The organism is Enterobacter sp. SA187, from assembly GCF_001888805.2.
GTDB lineage: Bacteria > Pseudomonadota > Gammaproteobacteria > Enterobacterales > Enterobacteriaceae > Enterobacter_D.
This window is the reverse complement of the sequence record NZ_CP019113.1, coordinates 2,206,704-2,228,905: the sequence shown is the minus strand read 5'-3', so window position 1 is coordinate 2,228,905 and position 22,202 is coordinate 2,206,704. Positions and strand designations below refer to the sequence as shown.

At 53.8% G+C, this 22,202-nt stretch carries 19 protein-coding genes; 9 read left to right on the top strand and 10 right to left on the bottom strand.

Features of this window, described 5'->3' with window-relative positions; all coding sequences use genetic code 11:
- Positions 1–23 precede the first annotated feature (23 nt).
- The gene (queC, locus tag BMF08_RS10565; protein ID WP_072567553.1) at positions 24–719 is read left to right on the top strand and encodes a 7-cyano-7-deazaguanine synthase QueC; all 696 of its coding nucleotides are present in this window, start codon (positions 24–26) and stop codon (positions 717–719) included.
- Positions 720–827: 108 nt separating this feature from the next.
- On the opposite strand, the gene BMF08_RS10560 is transcribed toward queC, so the two are convergent.
- From BMF08_RS10560 to bolA, 9 genes are all read right to left on the bottom strand, one after another.
- Positions 828–1,226, bottom strand: a complete 399-nt coding sequence (locus tag BMF08_RS10560; protein WP_072567552.1) for a YbgC/FadM family acyl-CoA thioesterase — start codon at positions 1,224–1,226, stop codon at positions 828–830.
- A gap of 96 nt (positions 1,227–1,322) precedes the next feature.
- Positions 1,323–1,703: a helix-hairpin-helix domain-containing protein gene (locus BMF08_RS10555; RefSeq protein WP_072567551.1), complete on the bottom strand. Its 381-nt coding sequence runs from the start codon at positions 1,701–1,703 to the stop codon at positions 1,323–1,325.
- A gap of 145 nt (positions 1,704–1,848) precedes the next feature.
- Positions 1,849–3,723: a peptidylprolyl isomerase gene (gene ppiD, locus BMF08_RS10550; protein ID WP_072567550.1), complete on the bottom strand. Its 1,875-nt coding sequence runs from the start codon at positions 3,721–3,723 to the stop codon at positions 1,849–1,851.
- Between the two features lie 202 nt (positions 3,724–3,925).
- Positions 3,926–4,198, bottom strand: a complete 273-nt coding sequence (gene hupB, locus BMF08_RS10545; protein WP_042391603.1) for a nucleoid-associated protein HU-beta — start codon at positions 4,196–4,198, stop codon at positions 3,926–3,928.
- A 209-nt stretch (positions 4,199–4,407) separates the two neighbouring features.
- Entirely contained in the window at positions 4,408–6,762 is a 2,355-nt protein-coding gene (lon, locus tag BMF08_RS10540; protein ID WP_072567549.1) for an endopeptidase La, read from the bottom strand.
- A gap of 185 nt (positions 6,763–6,947) precedes the next feature.
- Positions 6,948–8,222 (bottom strand): ATP-dependent protease ATP-binding subunit ClpX, encoded by a 1,275-nt coding sequence (gene clpX, locus BMF08_RS10535; RefSeq protein ID WP_072567548.1) that lies wholly within the window; start codon positions 8,220–8,222, stop codon positions 6,948–6,950.
- Between the two features lie 125 nt (positions 8,223–8,347).
- The gene (gene clpP, locus BMF08_RS10530; RefSeq protein ID WP_032616835.1) at positions 8,348–8,971 is read right to left on the bottom strand and encodes an ATP-dependent Clp endopeptidase proteolytic subunit ClpP; all 624 of its coding nucleotides are present in this window, start codon (positions 8,969–8,971) and stop codon (positions 8,348–8,350) included.
- Positions 8,972–9,256: 285 nt separating this feature from the next.
- A complete protein-coding gene (gene tig, locus BMF08_RS10525) occupies positions 9,257–10,555 on the bottom strand; it encodes a trigger factor (protein ID WP_072567547.1) in 1,299 nt (432 codons plus the stop codon).
- Positions 10,556–10,903: 348 nt separating this feature from the next.
- Complete coding sequence (gene bolA / locus BMF08_RS10515) at positions 10,904–11,221, bottom strand: transcriptional regulator BolA (protein WP_072567546.1); 318 nt, start codon at positions 11,219–11,221, stop codon at positions 10,904–10,906.
- 305 nt (positions 11,222–11,526) lie between these two features.
- Here bolA and BMF08_RS10510 point away from each other — a divergent pair, with 305 nt between their 5' ends.
- The 8 genes from BMF08_RS10510 to BMF08_RS10475 all read left to right on the top strand — a co-directional run bounded on the left by BMF08_RS10510 (position 11,527) and on the right by BMF08_RS10475 (position 20,364).
- Positions 11,527–12,105 carry a lipoprotein gene (locus BMF08_RS10510; RefSeq protein ID WP_072567545.1) on the top strand — a complete coding sequence of 193 codons (579 nt, stop codon included), beginning with the start codon at positions 11,527–11,529 and terminating at the stop codon, positions 12,103–12,105.
- 43 nt (positions 12,106–12,148) lie between these two features.
- Positions 12,149–13,624 carry a muropeptide MFS transporter AmpG gene (ampG, locus tag BMF08_RS10505; RefSeq protein ID WP_072567544.1) on the top strand — a complete coding sequence of 492 codons (1,476 nt, stop codon included), beginning with the start codon at positions 12,149–12,151 and terminating at the stop codon, positions 13,622–13,624.
- Positions 13,625–14,094: 470 nt separating this feature from the next.
- Positions 14,095–15,042 carry a cytochrome o ubiquinol oxidase subunit II gene (gene cyoA / locus BMF08_RS10500; protein ID WP_072567543.1) on the top strand — a complete coding sequence of 316 codons (948 nt, stop codon included), beginning with the start codon at positions 14,095–14,097 and terminating at the stop codon, positions 15,040–15,042.
- A gap of 19 nt (positions 15,043–15,061) precedes the next feature.
- On the top strand, positions 15,062–17,053 hold the full coding sequence (cyoB, locus tag BMF08_RS10495) for a cytochrome o ubiquinol oxidase subunit I (RefSeq protein WP_072567542.1): 1,992 nt from the start codon (positions 15,062–15,064) through the stop codon (positions 17,051–17,053).
- On the top strand, positions 17,043–17,657 hold the full coding sequence (locus tag BMF08_RS10490) for a cytochrome o ubiquinol oxidase subunit III (RefSeq protein ID WP_072567541.1): 615 nt from the start codon (positions 17,043–17,045) through the stop codon (positions 17,655–17,657). The genes cyoB and BMF08_RS10490 overlap by 11 nt, the downstream gene beginning before the upstream one ends.
- Complete coding sequence (locus tag BMF08_RS10485) at positions 17,657–17,986, top strand: cytochrome o ubiquinol oxidase subunit IV (protein ID WP_072567540.1); 330 nt, start codon at positions 17,657–17,659, stop codon at positions 17,984–17,986. Before BMF08_RS10490 ends, BMF08_RS10485 begins: the two co-directional genes overlap by 1 nt.
- Positions 17,987–17,997: 11 nt before the next feature.
- A complete protein-coding gene (cyoE, locus tag BMF08_RS10480; RefSeq protein ID WP_072567539.1) occupies positions 17,998–18,885 on the top strand; it encodes a heme o synthase in 888 nt (295 codons plus the stop codon).
- 114 nt (positions 18,886–18,999) lie between these two features.
- The gene (locus tag BMF08_RS10475) at positions 19,000–20,364 is read left to right on the top strand and encodes an MFS transporter (protein WP_072567538.1); all 1,365 of its coding nucleotides are present in this window, start codon (positions 19,000–19,002) and stop codon (positions 20,362–20,364) included.
- A gap of 42 nt (positions 20,365–20,406) precedes the next feature.
- Here BMF08_RS10475 and BMF08_RS10470 read toward each other — a convergent pair whose 3' ends face one another.
- Positions 20,407–22,185 (bottom strand): L-fucose isomerase, encoded by a 1,779-nt coding sequence (locus BMF08_RS10470; protein ID WP_072567537.1) that lies wholly within the window; start codon positions 22,183–22,185, stop codon positions 20,407–20,409.
- Between the last annotated feature and the right edge of the window lie 17 nt (positions 22,186–22,202).

The following is a 22,202-nucleotide window of genomic DNA, read 5'->3' as shown; positions in this document are numbered from 1 at the left end:
TTTACATGCAATCGGGAAGAATTATGAAACGTGCCGTCGTCGTCTTTAGCGGAGGTCAGGACTCCACTACCTGTCTGGTGCAGGCGTTACAGCAGTATGATGAAGTCCACTGTGTCACCTTCGATTATGGTCAGCGTCATCGCGCCGAAATCGACGTTGCCCGTGAACTGGCGCTGAAACTGGGGGCGCGTGCGCATAAAGTGCTGGATGTTACCCTGCTTAATGAACTGGCGGTCAGCAGCCTGACCCGCGACAGCATCCCGGTGCCGGACTATGAGCCAGACGCCAGCGGTATCCCGAATACCTTTGTGCCGGGGCGCAATATTCTGTTCTTAACCCTGACCGCGATCTATGCGTATCAGGTACAGGCGGAAGCGGTCATTACCGGCGTGTGCGAGACGGATTTTTCCGGCTACCCGGACTGCCGTGATGAGTTCGTGAAAGCGCTCAATCATGCCGTTAATCTTGGCATGGCAAAGGATATTCGCTTCGAGACGCCGCTGATGTGGCTCGACAAAGCGGAAACCTGGGCGCTGGCGGATCGCTGGGGCAAACTGGATTTGATCCGCAACGAGACGCTGACCTGCTACAACGGCATTAAGGGCGACGGTTGCGGCCAGTGCGCCGCCTGTAACCTGCGCGCTAACGGTCTGAATCACTACCTGGCGGATAAAGCGGGCGTGATGGCGGCGATGAAGAAAAAGACGGGCCTGGCGTAAGGCCTGCGTTCGTACCTGTTGCCCGGCGGCGCAGGCTTGCCGGGCCTACAACGGCATTGCCCACGTAGGCCGGGTAAGCGACAGCGCCACCCGGCATCAAGCCCGGCCTTACTCCATCAACGCCTGTAATTTGTCCCGCAACTCTCCTTCCAGCGCCAGCGCCTTCTGGGTTTTCAGGTCGATACAAACAAAAGTGATTTGCGCGTCGGCGACGACGTCCCCTCCCGGCTCCAGCGTCACCGTCTGACTTAGCACGCCGCTTTTGCCGTTCAGTTGCTGGAGGTGGCTGCTGATGGTCAACAGATCGCCCAGCACGGCCGGTCGGCGGTAATTGATATTGATGTTCACCACCACAAAAGCGATGTTGCGGGCGGACATCCACTGAAAGCTGTCGGTGTTTTCCAGGCCCTCCCAACGGGCTTCTTCCAGAAACTCCAGATAGCGGGCATTGTTCACATGCTGGTAGACGTCGATATGAAATCCACGAACTTTGATTTGAGTCTGCATAGCGCCTTAACCTTTTATTTTTTTCCAGGAACAGAGGTCATCACTGGTATGACCTCTTTATCCTGGCAAAATTTAGCGACTCCGCAACCCCAAAAACTACAGGGTTAAACGTTCAAGGTTACGTTCCACCAGCGCATTGCCCATTCCCGGCACCTGTTTAAGATCTTCCACCGTTTTAAACGGCCCGTATTCCTCCCGATAGCTGACGATCGCCTGGGCTTTTTTCAGCCCTACCCCGTTGAGGACACGGGCCAGATCGTCGGCAGAAGCGGCGTTAATGCTGACCCTGGTACTTTCCTCATCGCCGGCTTTTGCCGTCTCCTTTGCCTGGGTAAGGTTTTGCGCGTCCGGCCTGGCGTCTGCTTTCGTTTGCGTCGCCGCCGGTTTAGCGCTTGCAGTCGCCGCAAGCGTGCTCTGTGTCATGCCTGCACAGGCGAGGCCGAGAGTAAAAATGAGGGCATTGATTCCACGTTTCATGCTGTTATCTCCTTGTTTGTTGACAGCCACCTCACGATAAACAGGCGGCTAAACGGGTGCAAACAGCAAGCTTCAGAAATGGAAAAGGCCGCGTAAGCGGCCTTTGAATATTGCAGTGGGTTACAAAAAGATGCGAAGCGCCTCGTTATTGCTGAGGATCAACGATGTCGCCCTTTTTGATTTTGGCTTCCTTGCGCAGGTTGCTCATCAGCGCTTCGAAGGCGATTTGCGCATTGTTCTGGGTGATACCCTGCACCATCGCTTTTTTCTGCTCTTCCGGCATGGTGCCCGCTTTCACTTCATCCAGCGCCAGCAGTACCACGTTGCCCTGCATATCGCTGGCAACGCCGTAAGACGGCTTATCTTTGGCTGGCAACGGCAGCGCAAAGGCAGCCTGGCTCAGCGGATCCTGCCCGGTGCGGGTCAGGGTTTTCGCTTCACCGAAGCTCAGACCTGCGGCTTTCAGCGCCTCATCACCTTTACCGGCTTTGAGGGCGGCCAGCAGCTTGTCAGCATCCAGTTTGGCCTGCTGCTGCGCTTTGTTGTGCTTGACGATATCCGTCACCTGCGTTTTAACTTCATCCAGCGGCTTCACGGCTTCCGGCTTATGCTCGCTGACACGGATAACGAAGGCACGATCGCCGTCGACGGTAATGATGTCAGAGTTGCTGCCCGGCGTGCCGTTTTCCCCTACCAGACCACCATTGAAGATGGCATCGGCAACCGGTTTGAAGTTCAGCTCTTCCGGCAGGTTGTTACGACCAAACCAGCCGGTTTCCACGGCTTTCACGCCTGCGGCCTGTTCAGCGCCGGTCAGGGAGACGTTGTCGTTGCTCGCCGCTTCGCTCACTTTCTGTTGCAGCGCGTAGAAGGCATCAAGGCCTTTTTCCTGCTTCACTTTCGCGGCCAGATCGTCACGCACCTCCGCCAGCGGTTTAACTTTGGCAGGCTGAATATCATCCAGACGCACCACCAGGAAACCTACGCTGGATTTGATCACGCCAGACAGCTGGCCTTTTTCTTTCAGACCGGCATTTTTAAGCTCATCCGGCGTGGTGGCTGGTTCCAGCCATCCCATATCGCCGCCGTTACGGGCAGAGATGATGTCGGAGGATTTCTCTTTTGCCAGCTGGGCGAAGTCTGCGCCTTTGCTCAGGGCGTCGAGAACAGCTTTCGCCTCGTCTTCGGTTTTGGTCTGGATCACGCTATAGCGGTTACGCTGCGGCTGGGTGAATTCATCCTGATGCTGGTCGTAGTACGCCTGAATATCGGCATCGCTCGCATTCTGCTGCATGTTTGCAGCATCCAGCTTGATATAGCTGACGCGGAACTGTTCCGGCGCCATAAAGCTGTTTTTGTTCTGCTCGTAATAGCTGGTGATTTCCTGATCGGTCACCGTCTGCTTCGCGGCCAGCGCATTCACATCAAGGATCGCTTCGCGCACGATACGCTGCTGCGCCACCAGGGTAGCCAGCTCGTCGGTTTCACCCTTCAGCATGAAATCGGTACCGGCAATGGCATTAATCAGCTGCTGAGACACCATCTGGTTACGCAACGCCTGCGCATACTGATCGGCGTTCATGCCCATCTGGTTAATCAGCGCGTTATAGCGGGTATTGTCAAAGGTGCCGTTATTCTGGAAAGCTTTGGTCGCGAAAATGGCTTTCTTCACCTGCTCATCGCTGATGCCGAGGCCAAGATGGCGGGCATACTGATCCAGCAGCGCTTCGTCGATAAGACGATCCAGCACCTGCTGACGCATGGTTTTCATGTAATTTTCATTAGCGGCCAGTTCAGAGAACTGTTCACCCAACTGCTGCTGCATACGGTTACGCTCGCCTGCAACAGCATTTTCGAATTGTCCGCGACTAATTTCCTGGTCATTCACTTTTGCGGCATAGCTATCACCGCCGCCAATCAGATAACCACTCACGCCGGTCAGAATGAACGACACGATAATGATCCCGAAAATGATTTTGATCACAACGCTATTAGCCGCCGTGCGTAAATTGTCCATCATGGTGTAGCAACACTCCGCTGTAGATGACTTGAGGTCCCACGCAACACTGCTTATCCTGCCGCCGCGCGCAAACCCGTATTGTGACAAGAAACGGGGGTAAATGTCAGCCCACCGGGGCCGATTAATTGGGCAATCACAAATAAAAAAGGCACATCGGTTGATGCGCCCTTGTACTTTTTCACAATCCCTTTGGAGATCGCGCTCAGTTTACCGCGTCTTTCAGCGCTTTACCTGCGCGGAAACCCGGAACTTTAGCCGCGGCGATGGTGATCTCTTTGCCTGTTTGCGGGTTGCGACCAGTACGGGCAGCACGCTCTTTAACAGCAAAAGTACCAAAACCTACCAGTGCCACTTCGTCCCCTGCCTGCAGAGATTCAGTAACAGAAGCAATTAAAGCATCTAACGCACGTCCAGCCGCAGCTTTAGAGATATCAGCCCCTGCAGCAATTTTGTCTATCAGTTGAGATTTATTCACTCTTCTCTTCCTCTCTTTATAATTTATATCGCACTGAATCCTTCACAGAGCGACCGCGCAGCAGTTATATCAGGCCTGTCATGCCCTTACAACATCAGTTGATGATGACACATCCAGGCAGCAATCTAAATTAGCTATACAAAAAAAGGCTGGCAAGCCCGAAATGCGCTGCCAGCCTTGTTTTTCTTAGTGCTCTTTGCGCGAGGTCACTATTTTGCGCTTACAACCTGCATGCCAGACGGCTCATTTTGCAGGGCAAGAGTCAGAACTTCCTCAATGCGCTTCACCGGGTGGATCTTCAGATCGGCAATCACGTTATCCGGAATATCTTCCAGATCGCGTTTGTTTTCGTCCGGGATCAGCACGGTTTTGATGCCGCCACGGTGCGCCGCCAGCAGTTTCTCTTTCAGACCGCCGATAGGTAGTACCAGCCCGCGCAGGGTGATTTCACCAGTCATCGCCACATCAGCGCGCACCGGGTTGCCGGTCAGACAGGAAACCAGCGCGGTACACATTGCGATACCGGCGCTCGGGCCGTCTTTCGGGGTCGCCCCTTCCGGTACGTGAACGTGGATGTCGCGTTTCTCGTAGAAATCAGGGTTGATACCCAGTTTTTCTGCACGAGCGCGCACCACGGTCAGCGCGGCCTGAATGGATTCCTGCATAACTTCGCCCAGCGAGCCGGTATAGGTCAGCTTGCCTTTGCCCGGTACGCAGGCGGTTTCGATAGTCAGCAAATCGCCGCCCACTTCCGTCCACGCCAGCCCGGTTACCTGACCTACGCGGTTTTCATCATCGGCACGACCATAGTCGAAACGCTGAACGCCGAGGAATTCATGCAGGTTGTCGCCGGTGATGTGAATGTGCTTCAGCGACTTATCCAGCAGCAGCTGTTTCACCGCTTTACGGCACAGTTTGGAGATTTCACGCTCCAGGCTACGCACGCCCGCTTCACGGGTGTAATAACGGATAATGCCGATGATGGCGCTGTCATCAACCGTAATTTCGCCATCTTTCAGGGCGTTACGCTCAATCTGCTTCGGCAACAGGTGACGCTTCGCAATGTTCAGCTTTTCGTCTTCGGTGTAACCGGAAAGACGGATCACTTCCATACGATCCAACAGCGGAGCCGGAATGTTCATCGAGTTCGAGGTGGCGACAAACATCACGTCGCTAAGATCGTAATCGACTTCCAGATAGTGATCGCTGAAGGCGACGTTCTGTTCCGGATCCAGCACTTCAAGCAGGGCCGATGCCGGATCGCCACGCATGTCAGACGACATCTTGTCGATCTCATCGAGCAGGAACAGCGGGTTTTTGACGCCCACTTTCGCCATTTTCTGGATCAGTTTGCCCGGCATGGAGCCGATATAGGTACGGCGATGTCCGCGGATTTCCGCTTCGTCACGCACGCCGCCCAGCGCCATACGCACGTACTTACGCCCGGTGGCCTGGGCGATGGACTGACCAAGCGAGGTTTTACCCACCCCCGGCGGCCCTACCAGGCACAGGATCGGCCCTTTCAGTTTGTTTACACGGCTCTGCACCGCGAGGTATTCAAGGATGCGGTCTTTGACGCGCTCAAGACCATAGTGGTCTCTGTCGAGGATTTCCTGCGCCTGACGCAGATCTTTCTTCACTTTGCTGCGCGCGTTCCACGGTACCTGGATCATCCATTCGATGTAACCACGCACCACCGTCGCTTCCGCCGACATCGGAGACATCATTTTCAGCTTTTGCAGTTCTGCTTCGGCTTTCTCTTTTGCCTCTTTCGGCATTTTCGCCGCGTCGATCTTCCGCTTCAGCGCCTCGTTTTCGTCCGGCGCGTCGTCCATTTCGCCGAGCTCTTTCTGAATGGCTTTCATTTGCTCGTTCAGATAGTACTCGCGCTGAGATTTCTCCATCTGTTTTTTGACGCGGTTGCGAATGCGCTTCTCAACCTGCAACAGATCGATTTCCGATTCCATCATCGCCATCAGATATTCCAGACGCTCGTTCACGTCGGACATTTCTAACACGGACTGTTTGTCCGCCAGCTTCAGCGGCATGTGCGCGGCGATGGTGTCAGCCAGACGCGCAGGATCGTCGATACTGTTCAGCGACGTCAGCACTTCCGGCGGGATTTTTTTGTTGAGCTTGATATAGCCTTCGAACTGGCTGATGGCCGTGCGTACCAGCACTTCCTGCTCGCGCTCGTCAATGGCCGGCGATTCAAGGTACTCGGCTTTCGCGGAGAAGTGTTCACCGTCGTCAGACAGCGCTGAAATGCGTGCGCGCTGCAAACCTTCGACCAGCACTTTAACGGTGCCGTCCGGCAGTTTCAGCATCTGTAAAATTGAGGCCACGGTCCCGACGGTGAAAAGATCATTTACACCCGGTTCATCCGTTGAGGCTTCTTTCTGCGCGACCAGCATGATTTTTTTATCATGATCCATGGCGGCTTCAAGGCAACGGATAGATTTTTCCCGCCCTACAAATAAGGGTATGACCATGTGCGGATAAACCACCACATCGCGCAGCGGCAATACGGGGATTTCAATGCGTTCAGAACGCTCAGGATTCATAGAGCTCTCTCTTAGTTTAGTGTCCGCCAGGGTAATCAGGTGGCATGACTGTGCTTCACGCAACCATTAACATGTATGTCAGTATATGGGGATGTTTCCCGGACATTCAACGTCAGGGAACAGGAAAAATAAAAGGGGAGATAAAATCCCCCCTTTTTTATTAACTGACTGTATGTTTTGGCGATTTATTCACCAGAAGCTTGCTGCGCTTCCGGTTTGCCATACATCAGCATGGGTTTGGATTGACCCGCAATAACGGACTCGTCGATGACCACTTTTTCGACATCTTCCATGGACGGTAAATCGTACATGGTGTCGAGCAGAGCGGCTTCTACGATGGAGCGCAGGCCACGGGCACCGGTTTTGCGCGCCATGGCTTTCTTGGCGATGGCATCCAGCGCTTCGTCGCGGAACTCAAGATCCACGCCTTCCAGATTAAACAGCGCCTGATACTGCTTGGTCAGGGCGTTTTTCGGCTCTTTCAGGATCTGGATCAGCGCTTCTTCGCTCAGTTCGTTCAGCGTAGCGACCACCGGCAGACGACCGATGAATTCCGGGATCAGACCAAATTTGATCAAATCTTCCGGTTCAACCTGCGCCAGCAGCTCACCTTCCTGCGGTTTCTCTGATTTTCCTTTCACCGTCGCGCCAAAACCAATGCCGGAGCCGGTTTCTACACGATGGGAGATCACTTTATCGAGACCCGCAAATGCGCCGCCACAGATAAAGAGGATCTTGGAGGTATCAACCTGCAGGAATTCCTGCTGCGGATGCTTGCGTCCACCCTGCGGCGGAACGGCGGCAACAGTGCCTTCAATCAGTTTCAACAGCGCCTGCTGCACGCCTTCACCGGAGACGTCACGGGTGATGGACGGGTTATCAGACTTACGGGAGATCTTGTCGATCTCATCGATATAGACGATACCGCGCTGGGCTTTCTGCACGTCGTAATCGCATTTTTGCAGCAGCTTCTGGATGATGTTTTCCACATCTTCACCCACGTAACCGGCTTCGGTCAGGGTGGTGGCGTCCGCCATGGTGAAGGGCACATCCAGCAGGCGCGCCAGCGTTTCCGCCAGCAGGGTTTTACCGGAACCGGTCGGGCCGATCAGCAGAATGTTACTTTTGCCGAGCTCAACACCGTTGCTGGTATCACCGTTACGCAGACGTTTGTAGTGGTTGTAAACCGCCACCGCCAGCACTTTTTTGGCCTGTTCCTGACCAATAACATAATCGTCCAGATGATGACGGATTTCGTGCGGCGTCGGCAGCGCGCTACGCTCGCGATGCGGCGCAACTTCTTTGATCTCTTCGCGAATGATGTCATTACACAGATCAACACATTCGTCGCAGATATACACGGACGGCCCGGCAATCAGCTTACGCACTTCATGCTGGCTTTTGCCGCAAAAAGAGCAATACAACAGTTTGCCCGAACCATCTTTGCGTTTATCTGTCATGAGTAAAAACCTCTTATCTGTTCTTTGTGCCGCACACGACGACGCAAATGCCAATCCAGGCGCAAAATGCTGCCTGGCGTAGTGCCGCTCTTACTGATTATAGCGGTACACGTCTGGCCTGAGCATTAATTACGATGGGTCAAAATCGAGTCGACCAGACCGTACTCAACTGCCTCTGGAGCGGAGAGGAAGCGGTCACGTTCGGTATCACGTTCGATTTGTTCTAAAGATTGACCCGTATGGTGCGCCATAAGTTCATTCATGCGCCCTTTAACTTTCAGGATTTCACGCGCGTGAATTTCAATGTCCGTGGCCTGGCCCTGATAGCCGCCCAACGGCTGGTGAATCATGACGCGAGAATTCGGCAGGCAGAAACGCTTGCCTTTAGCGCCCGCAGTCAGCAGGAATGCGCCCATAGAGGCCGCCTGTCCCATACAAATGGTGCTGACGTCCGGCTTAATAAATTGCATGGTGTCATAAATCGACATCCCGGCAGTGATCACACCACCCGGAGAGTTAATATACAGGTAAATGTCTTTTTCCGGGTTTTCCGCTTCCAGAAACAGCATCTGCGCCACAATCAGGTTAGCCATGTGGTCTTCGACCTGGCCGGTCATGAAAATGACGCGTTCCTTAAGAAGACGGGAATAGATATCAAAAGAACGCTCACCGCGCGAGGTCTGTTCAATGACCATTGGCACCAGCGCCATATGGGGTGCAAAGTTATCTCGTTCGCCGCTGTATGACATGTCCGTCTCCTGGATAAAAAATAAATAAACCTGCTGGACCGATTCTACTTGAGTATGACTGGTCTGACTACGACCACCCTGGACGGATATTCAGCAAGAACACTTCTGACAGTCTCCCTGTAATGGGGATGGCTACGCCTTATTTCAAGCATAACAAGCTTTTGGCTTAACGCTAACACTGAAACGCGCTTTTAGCACTCATCCTAAAAAGTCTGGATGATAAAAAAAAGCCCGCCACAGCAAAGTGACGGGCTTCTGGTTACGTTATGTACGTAATGGCGAAACTTACGCCTGCTGGTTCATCAGCTCGTTGAAGGAAGTGGCTTTCTCAGTCACTTTCGCTTTTTCCAGAACGGCTTCAACAGCCTGCTCTTCCAGCGCAACGTTACGCATGTTGTCCATCAGCTCTTTGTTTTTGCTGTAGAACTCAATCACTTCTTTCGGATCTTCGTAGGCAGACGCCATTTCTTCAATCAGCGTGTTAACGCGCGCTTCGTCAGCTTTCAGCTCATGGGTACGGATAACTTCACCCAGCAGCAGGCCAACCACTACGCGACGCTTAGCCTGTTCTTCGAACAGTTCACGCGGCAGCTCCAGCGCTTGTTTCTCGTTGCCGCCGAAACGCTGTGCAGCCTGACGACGCAGTACGTCGATTTCGCCGTCGATCAGCGCAGCCGGCACGTCGATTTCGTTCGCTTTAACCAGACCGTCGATAGCCTGAGTTTTCACACGGTTACGCACCGCGCCTTTCAGCTCGCGATCCATGTTTTTACGCACTTCAGCACGCAGACCTTCGATAGAACCATCTTCTACGCCGAAACGCTTGATGAATTCTTCGGTCAGTTCCGGCATTTCGCGCTCTTCAACCTTTTTCAGGTTGATGACGAATTTAGCGGCTTTACCTTTCAGGTTTTCAGCGTGGTATTCTTCCGGGAAAGTCACGTCGATAGTGAACTCTTCACCCGCTTTGTGGCCTTTGATACCGTCTTCGAAGCCCGGGATCATACGACCCTGGCCCATGGCCAGTACGAAATCAGTGGCTTTGCCGCCTTCGAACTCTTCACCGTCTACGGAACCGGTGAAATCAACGGTCACGCGGTCTTCAGCTTCTACAGCGCCGTCTTTTTCTTTCCAGGTCGCCTGCTGCTTACGCAGGGTGTCCAGCATGCCATCTACGTCAGCTTCGGTCACTTCTACAACCGGCTTCTCAACTTCGATGGTGTCCAGACCGGACAGCTTCACTTCCGGATACACTTCGAACTCAACAGAGTAAGTGAAGTCTTCACCGAGTTTGTATTCGCCCGGCACATAGTTAGGCGCGCCGGCCGGATTGATTTTTTCCTGAATGATCGCATCAACAAAGTTACGGCTCATCAGTTCGCCCAGCACGTCCTGGCGTACAGATGCGCCATAACGCTGAGCAACAACGGACATCGGTACTTTGCCCTTACGGAAGCCGTCGATGCGAACTTTCTTCGCTACGTTAACCAGCTCGCTCTTCACAGCGGTCTCGATGCTGTCAGCAGCGATAGTAATCGTTACACGGCGCCCAAGGCCCTGAGTGGTCTCAACTGAAACTTGCATCTTGTTACCTCAAAAAATCACAGTGCTCGGTCAACTCTGGAAGCGCGTGTAAGTTTGGCTTCACAGTACCGGGATGTTCTCTTGAATCAGATATACATTCCCTGTCACCAGAATCATCCCGAAGACATTCCGAAAAATAAGACGCAGCATTATAGCGGCATCACTTTTATGAGTCGAGAACGGTTATTGCGTGCCGGATCGGCATTTTTCACAATTCCCGGCTAATTTTTGTCTGAATTTGGCACAAACCGGACAAAACTCAGGCAAAACAAAACGGCCCGCAGGCCGTTTTCACATATTCTGTACGCAACATACTGGAAAAGTTCCAGCAGTTGCAAATTCCATTTATCAGGCGATGGTTCCGGCGCCCCGACATGGCGGCGAGGCCAGAACCGTATCCTGTAATCCTTCCCACTCTTTAATGGTATAGGTATGTAGCGCTAAGGCGTGTACCGATCCTGCCAGTTCATCCGTTAACGTACTGTAAATCATACGATGACGCGTCAGGAAACGCTCACCGGTGAAACGGTCGCTCACCAGGACGACTTTAAAATGGCTTTCTGAACCAGCCGGCACATTGTGACGATAGCTTTCATCCGCCACTTCGAGAAACGCGGGTTCAAACGCGGCCCTTAATTTTGATTCGATTTGGTCACGCATCATCATGATTTTACTCCTCTGACAGCGTCCAGAGATCACCCATCCCTTTAAATGTTAGCCGCTTTTACCACTTTCATTACACCAAAAAAACAATTATTTAGCTTTTGTGACCTTTTCTCATTCAAAGGCATTAACTCAACAGACAAAGTTATGCTCCGGCCCCCCTCAGGCGGGCAGAAAAGTCTTCGGTGGTCAGAAAACAGACAAGACGATGAATTTACATGCGTTCCCTGGTTGCCCCGGCCGTTGGCAATGTTATGATGGCGACAATTATTCTCTTATAAGCATCCGATCTTCCGAGAGCCCCCGACATGTTAAAAAAACTGCTTTTCCCGCTGGTCGCCCTGTTTATGCTCGCAGGCTGCGCTACACCGCCAAACACCATTGACGTTTCACCGAAAATTACGCTGCCGCAGCAGGACCCGAGCCTGATGGGCGTGACCGTGAGCATTAACGGCGCCGATCAGCGTCAGGATCAGGCACTGGCTAAAGTCACCCGTGACAACCAGTTAGTCACTCTGACCGCTACACGCGATCTGCGTTTCCTGTTGCAGGAAGTACTCGAAAAACAGATGACCGCCCGCGGTTACATGGTTGGCCCGAACGGTGCGGTGAACCTGCAGATTATTGTCAATCAGCTGTATGCCGATGTGTCGCAGGGTAACGTGCGCTACAACATCGCCACCAAAGCCGACATCGCGATTATCGCCACCGCGGCTAATGGCAACAAGATGACCAAAAACTATCGCGCCAGCTACTCCGTTGAAGGTGCGTTCACCGCCAAGAACGAGAACATTGCTAACGCGGTTAACAGCGTGCTGACCGATACCATCGCGGACATGTCTCAGGACGTGAGCATCCACGAATTCATTAAACAGAACGCGCGTTAATTCTGCCCGCTGACCCGGCAGCAGTCGGGTCAGCGTCCCTCTTATGTCCAGCCACTATCTGCGCATTTTTCAGCAACCAAAATCAGCGATCCTGCTGATCTTAGGCTTCGCCTCCGGTTTACCGCTTGCCCTGACCTCGGGCACCCTGCAGGCGTGGATGACCGTCGAGAATATTGATCTGAAAACCATTGGTTTCTTCTCGCTGGTCGGCCAGGCCTACGTCTTTAAGTTCCTGTGGTCGCCGGTAATGGATCGCTATACGCCGCCATTTTTAGGACGGCGGCGCGGCTGGCTGCTGACCACACAGATTTTGCTGCTGGTGGCGATTGCTGCGATGGGCTTTCTGGAGCCGGTCAGCCAGTTGCGCTGGATGGCGGCGCTGGCGGTGGTGATCGCGTTTTGTTCCGCCTCCCAGGACATTGTGTTCGATGCCTGGAAAACGGATGTATTACCTGCAGAGGAACGCGGCGCGGGTGCGGCCATCAGCGTGCTGGGTTATCGCCTCGGGATGCTGGTCTCCGGCGGACTGGCGCTGTGGCTGGCGGATAAATGGCTTGGCTGGCAGGGTATGTACTGGCTGATGGCGGCGCTGCTTATTCCCTGCATCATTGCCACCCTGCTGGCCCCGGAACCCACGGACGTTATTCCGGTGCCGAAATCCCTTGAACAGGCGGTCGTCGCGCCGCTGCGTGATTTCTTTGGCCGTAACAACGCCTGGCTGATTTTACTGCTGATCGTCCTTTATAAGCTGGGCGATGCCTTCGCCATGAGCCTGACCACCACTTTTCTGATCCGCGGCGTTGGTTTTGAAGCCGGTGAGGTTGGGGTGGTGAATAAGACGCTGGGCTTGATTGCCACCATTGTGGGCGCGCTGTACGGCGGCGTACTGATGCAGCGCCTGACGCTGTTCCGCGCGCTGCTGATCTTTGGCGTGTTGCAGGGCATATCTAATGCCGGTTACTGGTGGCTCTCCATCACCGACAAACATATCTACAGCATGGCAGCGGCGGTGTTCTTTGAGAACCTGTGCGGCGGCATGGGCACCGCCGCCTTTGTTGCGCTGTTGATGACACTGTGCAATAAATCCTTTTCCGCCACGCAGTTTGCCCTGCTCTCTGCCCTGTCTGCCGTGGGTCGGGTATACGTCGGTCCCCTCGCCGGCTGGTTTGTCGAGGCGCATGGCTGGTCAACCTTTTATCTGTTCTCGGTCTTTGCCGCCCTTCCCGGCCTGCTCCTGCTGCTGGTCTGTAAGCAGACGCTTGCGTTTACCCAGCAAACGGACAGCTTCCTTCCACGTACTGAATATGCCACGGCCTACCGGCTGGCGTTGCGGATCCTGGCGGTCGGCTGTGCCCTGATCGCGGCCTGGCTGGTCATTTTGCTTCTTAACGCTTCCGGCCTTACCGCCTGGACATTCGGCCTGCAACTGCTGGAATGGGGGGCGCTGCTGGCAACGGCAGGTATCCTCTATGGGGGCGTTCTTGACTACCTCGCCCTGCGCAAAACTCGTCTGATCTGAACCGGTTAACCTCAGGTTTAATTCCCCTGAGTTATTATTTTGATTAAATATCGAACGATAAAATCGCTGTTAGTCGGCATTATTCATTCGTGCAAACTTAAATTTCTTTAATTATTTTGTGCGGTTTAAAATAATGACTATTCTTAAACGATTCAGCACCGTTATGAATTATTTCTTTCAAGTAATGTTCTATAAATGCTGATTCAATGTTAATAATTTGTACTTAAAATTGATTGGTTATACCAATTAACCTGATCAATTAACTGGAGGACGGAGTTTTGTTCTAACATAGGTGTAACTTAGGCGATCGCGAATTTTTACAGATTGTTGCATTCTATGTGACGCGCGCGGCAGAACCCGGTTACACCTCGCTGACACCGCGCCATTCATGTTTACAGTAATGTAACCTTCCCGTAAAATGCCCGCACACTTTAAACGCCACCTGATCCCCGTGGAATTGAGGTCGTTAAATGAGACTCAGGAAATACAATAAAAGTTTGGGACTGCTTTCGTTAATTGCAGGCACTGTTTTACTCAGTGGTTGTGATTCAGCACTGCTGGACCCCAAAGGACAGATCGGACTGGAACAACGTTCCTTGATACTGACAGCTCTTGGGCTGATGTTGATTGTCGTGATCCCCGCTATCGTGATGGCTATCGGCTTTGCCTGGAAGTATCGGGCGTCGAATAAGGATGCCAAATACAGCCCCAACTGGTCGCACTCGAACAAAGTTGAAGCTGTTGTCTGGACCATCCCCATCTTAATCATTATTTTCCTTGCTGTACTGACATGGAAAACCACGCATGCATTAGAACCAGGCAGACCGCTTGATCACGATGCTAAGCCGGTGACCATCGAAGTTATCGCTATGGACTGGAAATGGTTCTTCATCTATCCGGAGCAGGGTATCGCTACGGTGAATGAAATCGCCTTCCCGGCGAACACGCCAGTGGAATTCAAAATCACCTCTAACTCGGTGATGAACTCCTTCTTTATTCCGCGTCTGGGTAGCCAGATTTATGCGATGGCCGGGATGCAGACCAAGCTGCACCTGATTGCCAACGAAGCCGGCACCTATGATGGTATTTCCTCCAACTATAGTGGCGCAGGTTTCTCCGGCATGAAGTTCAAAGCTATTGCTACGCCGGATAACGCCACCTTTGACGCCTGGGTTGCCAAAGCGAAACAGTCTCCGAAAGTCATGAACGATATGGCGACGTACGAGAAAGTTGCGGCTCCGAGCGAATATAACAAGGTTGAATACTTCTCCAGCGTGAAACCGAATTTGTTTAAAGATGTTATTGGCAAATTTATGTCTCACGGGAAAAGCATGGACGTGACGCAGCCGGAAGGGGAACACAGTTCTCATGAAGGTATGGAAGGCATGGACATGAGTCACGCCCAAACCTCTCATTAAGGGGCTGAGGAATAATACGATGTTCGGAAAATTAACACTGGATGCAGTTCCGTACCATGAACCCATTATCATGGTTACGGTTGCAGCAATCCTCGTCGGTGGTCTGGCGCTGGTTGCCGCACTCACTTACTTCGGTAAGTGGTCTTACTTATGGAACGAATGGTTAACCTCCGTTGACCATAAACGCCTGGGGATTATGTATATCCTCGTCGCTATCGTTATGCTGGTGCGTGGCTTTGCCGACGCCATCATGATGCGTACCCAGCAGTTGCTGGTGTCCGCGGGCGAACAGGGCTTCTTGCCACCGCATCACTACGATCAGATCTTTACCGCCCACGGCGTTATCATGATCTTCTTCGTGGCGATGCCGTTCGTTATCGGTCTGATGAACATTGTGGTGCCGCTGCAAATCGGCGCACGCGATGTTGCTTACCCGTTCCTGAACAACCTGAGCTTCTGGTTCACCGTTGTCGGCGTAATCCTGGTGAACGTTTCTCTGGGTGTGGGCGAGTTCGCGCAGACGGGTTGGGTCGCTTATCCGCCACTGTCGGGCATTGAGTACAGTCCGGGAGTCGGGGTCGACTACTGGATCTGGAGTCTCCAGCTCTCCGGTATTGGTACTACGCTGACCGGTATTAACTTCTTTGTAACCATCCTGCGTATGCGTGCGCCGGGCATGACGATGTTCAAAATGCCTGTGTTCACCTGGGCGTCGCTGTGTACTAACGTACTGATTATCGTCTCCTTCCCGATCCTGACGGTGACGATAGCCCTGCTGACCCTGGACCGCTACCTGGGCACCCATTTCTTCACGAATGATATGGGTGGCAACATGATGATGTACGTGAACCTGATTTGGGCCTGGGGCCATCCGGAAGTGTACATTCTTGTTCTGCCAGTGTTCGGTGTGTTCTCTGAAGTGACGGCAACGTTCTCCAGAAAGCGTCTGTTTGGTTATACCTCGCTGGTATGGGCAACTATCGCTATTACCGTACTGTCGTTCATCGTCTGGCTGCACCACTTCTTTACCATGGGCAGCGGTGCGAACGTTAACGCCTTCTTCGGTATCACCACGATGATTATCGCCATCCCGACCGGGGTGAAGATCTTCAACTGGCTGTTTACCATGTACCAGGGCCGTATCCAGTTCCACTCTTCCATGCTGTGGACTATCGGCTTCATCGTCACCTTCTCTATCGGTGGGATGACGGGCGTGCTGCTGGCCGTGCCGGGCGCAGACTTCGTACTGCACAACAGCCTGTTCCTGGTGGCGCACTTCCATAACGTTATCATCGGTGGCGTGGTGTTCGGTTGCTTCGCAGGTATGACCTACTGGTGGCCGAAAGCCTTCGGTTACACCATGAACGAAGCCTGGGGCAAACGTGCATTCTGGTTCTGGATCATCGGCTTCTTCGTAACCTTTATGCCGCTGTACGCTATGGGCTTCATGGGTATGACCCGTCGCGTTAGCCAGGACATCGATCCGATGTTCGAACCGCTGATGATTGTGGCTGAAATCGGCGCGCTGTTGATTGCCTGCGGTATCTTCAGCATCGTGATGCAGATTTATACCTCTGTTCGCGATCGCAACCAGAACCGCGACCTGACGGGCGATCCGTGGGGTGGCCGTACGCTGGAGTGGGCAACCTCTTCCCCGCCGCCGTTCTACAACTTTGCCGTAGTTCCGCATATCCACGAGCGTGATGCGTTCTGGGAAATGAAAGAGAAAGGCGAAGCGTACCAGCAGCCGACGCATTATGAAGAAATTCATATGCCGAAAAACAGCGGTGCAGGTGTGGTTATCGGCGCGTTCAGCACCATTTTCGGTTTCGCCATGATCTGGCATATCTGGTGGCTGGCCATCGTAGGCTTCGCAGGTATCATCATTACCTGGATTGTGAAGAGCTTCGATGAAGACGTGGATTACTACGTCCCGGTCGCGACCGTTGAGAAACTGGAAAACCAGCACTTTGATGAAATTAGCAAAGCAGGGCTGAAAAATGTCAACTGATTCTCTGGCACATTCTGGCGCTCATGCGCATGACCATGGGCATCACGATGCAGGAGCCAATAAAGTCTTTGGCTTCTGGATCTACCTGATGAGCGACTGCATTCTCTTTGCATGTCTGTTCGCAACCTATGCCGTTCTGGTGAACGGCACAGCGGGCGGCCCGAGCGGTAAAGATATTTTTGAACTGCCGTTCGTGCTGGTGGAAACTTTCCTCCTGCTGTTTAGCTCCATCACCTACGGCATGGCGGTTATCGCCATGGATAAAGGGAACAAAAGCCAGGTTCTGTCCTGGCTGGCGCTGACCTTCCTGTTTGGTGCGGGCTTCGTTGGGATGGAAATCTATGAATTCCATCATCTGATCGCCGAAGGCTTCGGCCCGGATCGCAGCGGCTTCCTGTCCGGGTTCTTCGCCCTGGTAGGTACCCACGGCGTGCACGTGACCTCTGGTCTGGTGTGGATGGCGCTGATGATGTTCCAGGTTTCCCGTCGCGGACTGACCAGCACTAACCGTACCCGTCTGATGTGCCTGAGCATGTTCTGGCACTTCCTGGACGTGGTGTGGATCTGTGTGTTCTCTGTTGTTTATCTGATGGGGGCAATGTAATGAGTCATCCAACCGATCATAGCGGCGCTTCTCACGGTACCGTAAAAACGTACATGACAGGTTTTATCCTGTCGATCATCCTGACGGTGATCCCGTTCTGGATGGTAATGAACGGCACTGCTTCTCATGCCACGCTGGTTAGCGTCGTCGTGGGGATGGCAGTGGTACAGATTCTGGTTCACCTGGTGTGCTTCCTGCATATGAATACCTCTTCTGAGGATCGCTGGAACCTGGTGGCCTTTGTCTTTACCGTGCTGATTATCGCCATAGTGGTTGCAGGATCCATCTGGATTATGTGGAGCCTGAACAACAACATGATGGTTCACTAAGAGCGGCGAGTATGATTAAGCAATACCTGCAAGTAACGAAACCAGGCATCATTTTCGGTAACCTGATCTCCGTGATCGGGGGGTTCCTGCTGGCCTCCAAGGGCAGCATCGACTATCCCCTTTTCGCTGCTACGCTGATTGGCGTGTCACTGGTAGTCGCATCCGGTTGTGTATTTAACAACTACATCGACCGCGATATTGACCGCAAAATGGAGCGCACGAAGAACCGGGTACTGGTCAAGGGCCTGATTTCGCCGAAAATGTCGCTGGTGTATGCCACCTTGTTGGGTATTGCTGGCTTTATGCTGCTGTGGTTTGGTGCTAACCCGCTGGCCTGCTGGCTGGGCGTGATGGGGTTTGTGGTTTATGTCGGCGTTTACAGCCTGTACATGAAACGCCACTCCGTTTATGGCACCCTGATTGGCTCTCTCTCCGGCGCTGCGCCGCCGGTGATTGGCTACTGCGCGGTAACCGGTGATTTTGACAGTGGCGCGCTGATCCTGCTGGCGATTTTCAGCCTGTGGCAGATGCCCCACTCCTACGCCATCGCGATTTTCCGCTTTAAGGATTATCAGGCGGCGAACATCCCGGTACTGCCGGTAGTGAAAGGCATCTCGGTTGCCAAAAACCATATCACGCTGTATATCATCGCCTTCGCTGTGGCGACGCTGATGCTCACTCTGGGTGGCTATGCCGGTTATAAATATCTGGTGGTGGCTGCGGCGGTGAGCGTCTGGTGGCTCGGAATGGCGCTGCGTGGTTATAAAGTGGAAGATGATAAAGTCTGGGCGCGTAAGCTGTTCGTCTTTTCTATCGTCGCCATTACCTCGCTGTCGGTGATGATGTCCGTCGACTTTATGGTCCCGGATTCTCACAGCCTGCTTACTTACGTCTGGTAACGCATTAATACCTAAAAGGGTGCTACGGCACCCTTTTTTATTTGTAAAATACCCCGCTTTACCCTGCCCTGCCCCCGCACTACACTATGCCCGGTTTTAGAATTTGAGGTGGAAATGAACGATTATAAAATGACGCCAGGCGAGTTACGCGCCACCTGGGGTTTAGGGACTGTGTTCTCGTTGCGTATGCTCGGCATGTTTATGGTCCTGCCCGTTCTCACCACTTACGGTATGGCTTTGCAGGGCGCAAGCGAAGCGCTGATTGGTTTCGCCATTGGTATTTATGGGCTGGCGCAGGCCATTTTTCAGATCCCCTTTGGATTATTGTCCGATCGTATCGGACGCAAACCGCTGATCGTCGGCGGGCTGGCTATTTTTGTTATTGGCAGCGTGGTGGCGGCCCTGTCGGACTCGATCTGGGGCATTATTCTTGGCCGTGCGCTGCAAGGCTCAGGCGCGATTGCCGCCGCCGTGATGGCGCTGCTCTCCGATTTAACCCGCGAACAGAACCGCACCAAAGCGATGGCGTTTATTGGCGTCAGTTTTGGGGTGACCTTTGCCATCGCCATGGTGCTCGGCCCCATCATCACCCATAAGCTCGGCCTGCATGCGCTGTTCTGGATGATCGCCGCGCTGGCAACCGCCGGTATCGCCCTGACGCTATGGGTGGTGCCGGACAGCAAAAACCATGTGCTGAACCGTGAATCAGGCATGGTCAAAGGCTGCTTCAGCAAAGTTATCGCCAGCCCGAAGCTGTTAAAACTCAATTTCGGCATCATGTGCCTGCACATTTTGCTGATGTCCACCTTCGTCGCCCTGCCCGGCCAGCTGGAAGCCGCGGGCTTTGCCACCGCGGATCACTGGAAAATCTATCTGGCGACCATGCTGATTTCTTTTGTCTGCGTGGTGCCCTTTATCATCTATGCGGAAGTAAAACGCCGCATGAAGCGGGTGTTTGTCTTCTGCGTTGCGCTGCTGCTGATTGCCGAAATCGTGTTATGGGGCGCCGGGCCGCATTTCTGGGAGCAGGTGCTGGGCGTGCAGATCTTCTTCCTCGCCTTTAACCTGATGGAAGCGCTGTTGCCATCGTTGATCAGTAAAGAAGCCCCGGCGGGCTATAAAGGCACGGCGATGGGTATCTATTCCACCAGCCAGTTCCTGGGTGTGGCTATTGGCGGCTCGATGGCGGGTTGGGTGGACGGTATGTTTGATTCGCAGACGGTATTTCTGGCTGGCGCGCTGCTGGCGACCCTCTGGCTGCTGGTATCCCTGACCATGAGCGAACCGGCTTACGTCAGCAGTCTGCGCGTGGAAATTCCGGCGGATGTTCCCGCAGATGACACGCTGGGCGAGCAGTTACGCGCGTTGCCCGGGGTGAGCGAGGTGCTGGTGGTGCAGGATGAGCGCAGCGTATACATCAAAATCGACAGCAAAGTGACGAATCGCTTTGAGATCGAACAGGCGCTGCTGGCACGTTAAGCCCCGACCAGACCTGACCGGGGCTAACCGGTTTGCTTTTCCTTAGCGCCTGTACAGCGGTCCGTAGTTGCGGCAGGCGCGGTAATCCTGCCCTTCCGGATCCATTCCGTGCGCCGCCCACGCAGACGGTCGCCACACCTGCTCCTCCTCAATATTGTGCATGCTGACCGGAATACGCAACATGGCGGCCAGCGTAATGAAATCCGCACCGACATGGCCCGCCGTCAGTACAGCGTGATTTGCGCCCCAGCCAGACATCACTGACCAGACATCACGGAACGGGCCACGGCCCGTAAGACGCGGCGCAAACCAGGTGGTGGGCCAGGTCGGGTCTGTGCGTTGTTCCAGTACCGCATGGATCGCTTCCGGTAGCTCAACACTCCAGCCTTCAGCAATTTGCAGTACTGGCCCGATCCCTTTCACCATATTTACGCGCGTCATGGTAAAAGGCACCCCGCCGCGGGTGACAAACTGTGACGAAAAGCCGCCGCCGCGAAAATACTCATGTACCGCCGGACACCAGCGAGTGGCATTAAGACAGGCGTCTACCTCCGTGGTGCTGATTTCCCAATGGGGCTTGAGGGTAGGATTTCCTTTGATGTCCGTCTGCTGCGCGGTGCCATCGAGCGCCGCCGAACCGGAATTAATGAGATGAATAATCCCCTGCTCCGCCACGCCGCTGAGCGTCTCGCCCGTTACTCGTTCAACCGCTTCCGGCGACCAATAGGTGCGCACATCAGCGAAGATCTGCGCCGTGCCCGTCATCAGGTGCCCCATCAGCATCGCGACGCCATTCAGACTGTCGTTCTCCGTGGCCACAACGTAGGGCTGGCGGATGCCATTCCAGTCAAATGAGCTGTTCAGCAGCGCTTCTGCCATGTCGCCGTTCGGGTATTGATCCGTCCAGTGCCGCTGCCCCTGAAACCCGGCTGCGACAGCGTTATAGCCCAGGGCCTCTTCACAAAAGCCTGCTCGGGCCAGCACCGGATTGCCCTGCATCATGTCGCGGATACAGATAGCCATCAGTAAACTTTCCCGCAGGATCTCCCGCTGCTGTGCTTCGTTACGCTGATTGTGCTGCGCGTTTCGGTCTTCTCCGAAGCGGAATTTCTCCGTCGCCCATGCCAGCGCAAGGGCCAGTTCATCTTCATCATAAATATGTTGATCGATACGGCGGCGGAGTTCGGTCATATCAACGGACTGCACCCTCATGCCCAGCCAGGACGCAAAAAAATCATGATCGACAAGTGACCCCGCAATTCCCATTGAAACGCCGCCTAAAGCTAAATAGCTTTTGCCCTTCATGCTGGTCACCGTCAGGCCTGCACGTGCAAAACGCAGCAATTTTTCTTCCACATCCGGCGGGATGGCGGTGTCGTCACTGTCATGTACATCCTGGCCGTAAATCGAAAAGGCCGGAATGCCCTGCTGATTATGTGCCGCCAACGCTGACGCCAGATAAACAGCGCCGGGTCGCTCCGTGCCGTTAAACCCCCAGATCGCTTTTGGGCGCAACGGATCAACATCAATGGTTTCACTGCCATAGCACCAGCAGGGCGTGACGGTGATAGTCAGCCCGACGTTCTGCGCCGAGAATTTCTCCTCACAGGCCGCGGACTCTGTCAGCCCGGCGATGCAGGTATCAGCGATTATGCACTCCACTTCACTGCCGCAGGCGTGACGCAGTTTTGCCTGCAACAGATTCGCGGTGGCATACGCCATATTCATCGTTTGCGCTTCCAGCGATTCGCGAATGCCCATCCGCCGCCCGTCAATGACAGGACGAATGCCAATCTTCGGAAGAACCTTTTTACCTTTCATAATGAGATCTCATCCTT

Coding starts and splice junctions, on each gene's coding strand:
- cyoB (WP_072567542.1), top strand. CDS start 15,062: ATGTTCGGAAAATTAACACTGGATGCAGTTCCGTACCATGAACCCATT.
- ampG (WP_072567544.1), top strand. CDS start 12,149: ATGTCCAGCCACTATCTGCGCATTTTTCAGCAACCAAAATCAGCGATC.
- clpP (WP_032616835.1), bottom strand. CDS start 8,971: ATGTCATACAGCGGCGAACGAGATAACTTTGCACCCCATATGGCGCTG.
- BMF08_RS10560 (WP_072567552.1), bottom strand. CDS start 1,226: ATGCAGACTCAAATCAAAGTTCGTGGATTTCATATCGACGTCTACCAG.
- cyoA (WP_072567543.1), top strand. CDS start 14,095: ATGAGACTCAGGAAATACAATAAAAGTTTGGGACTGCTTTCGTTAATT.
- BMF08_RS10490 (WP_072567541.1), top strand. CDS start 17,043: ATGTCAACTGATTCTCTGGCACATTCTGGCGCTCATGCGCATGACCAT.
- clpX (WP_072567548.1), bottom strand. CDS start 8,222: ATGACAGATAAACGCAAAGATGGTTCGGGCAAACTGTTGTATTGCTCT.
- cyoE (WP_072567539.1), top strand. CDS start 17,998: ATGATTAAGCAATACCTGCAAGTAACGAAACCAGGCATCATTTTCGGT.
- BMF08_RS10555 (WP_072567551.1), bottom strand. CDS start 1,703: ATGAAACGTGGAATCAATGCCCTCATTTTTACTCTCGGCCTCGCCTGT.
- tig (WP_072567547.1), bottom strand. CDS start 10,555: ATGCAAGTTTCAGTTGAGACCACTCAGGGCCTTGGGCGCCGTGTAACG.
- lon (WP_072567549.1), bottom strand. CDS start 6,762: ATGAATCCTGAGCGTTCTGAACGCATTGAAATCCCCGTATTGCCGCTG.
- bolA (WP_072567546.1), bottom strand. CDS start 11,221: ATGATGATGCGTGACCAAATCGAATCAAAATTAAGGGCCGCGTTTGAA.
- BMF08_RS10470 (WP_072567537.1), bottom strand. CDS start 22,185: ATGAAAGGTAAAAAGGTTCTTCCGAAGATTGGCATTCGTCCTGTCATT.
- BMF08_RS10485 (WP_072567540.1), top strand. CDS start 17,657: ATGAGTCATCCAACCGATCATAGCGGCGCTTCTCACGGTACCGTAAAA.
- BMF08_RS10475 (WP_072567538.1), top strand. CDS start 19,000: ATGAACGATTATAAAATGACGCCAGGCGAGTTACGCGCCACCTGGGGT.
- ppiD (WP_072567550.1), bottom strand. CDS start 3,723: ATGATGGACAATTTACGCACGGCGGCTAATAGCGTTGTGATCAAAATC.
- BMF08_RS10510 (WP_072567545.1), top strand. CDS start 11,527: ATGTTAAAAAAACTGCTTTTCCCGCTGGTCGCCCTGTTTATGCTCGCA.
- queC (WP_072567553.1), top strand. CDS start 24: ATGAAACGTGCCGTCGTCGTCTTTAGCGGAGGTCAGGACTCCACTACC.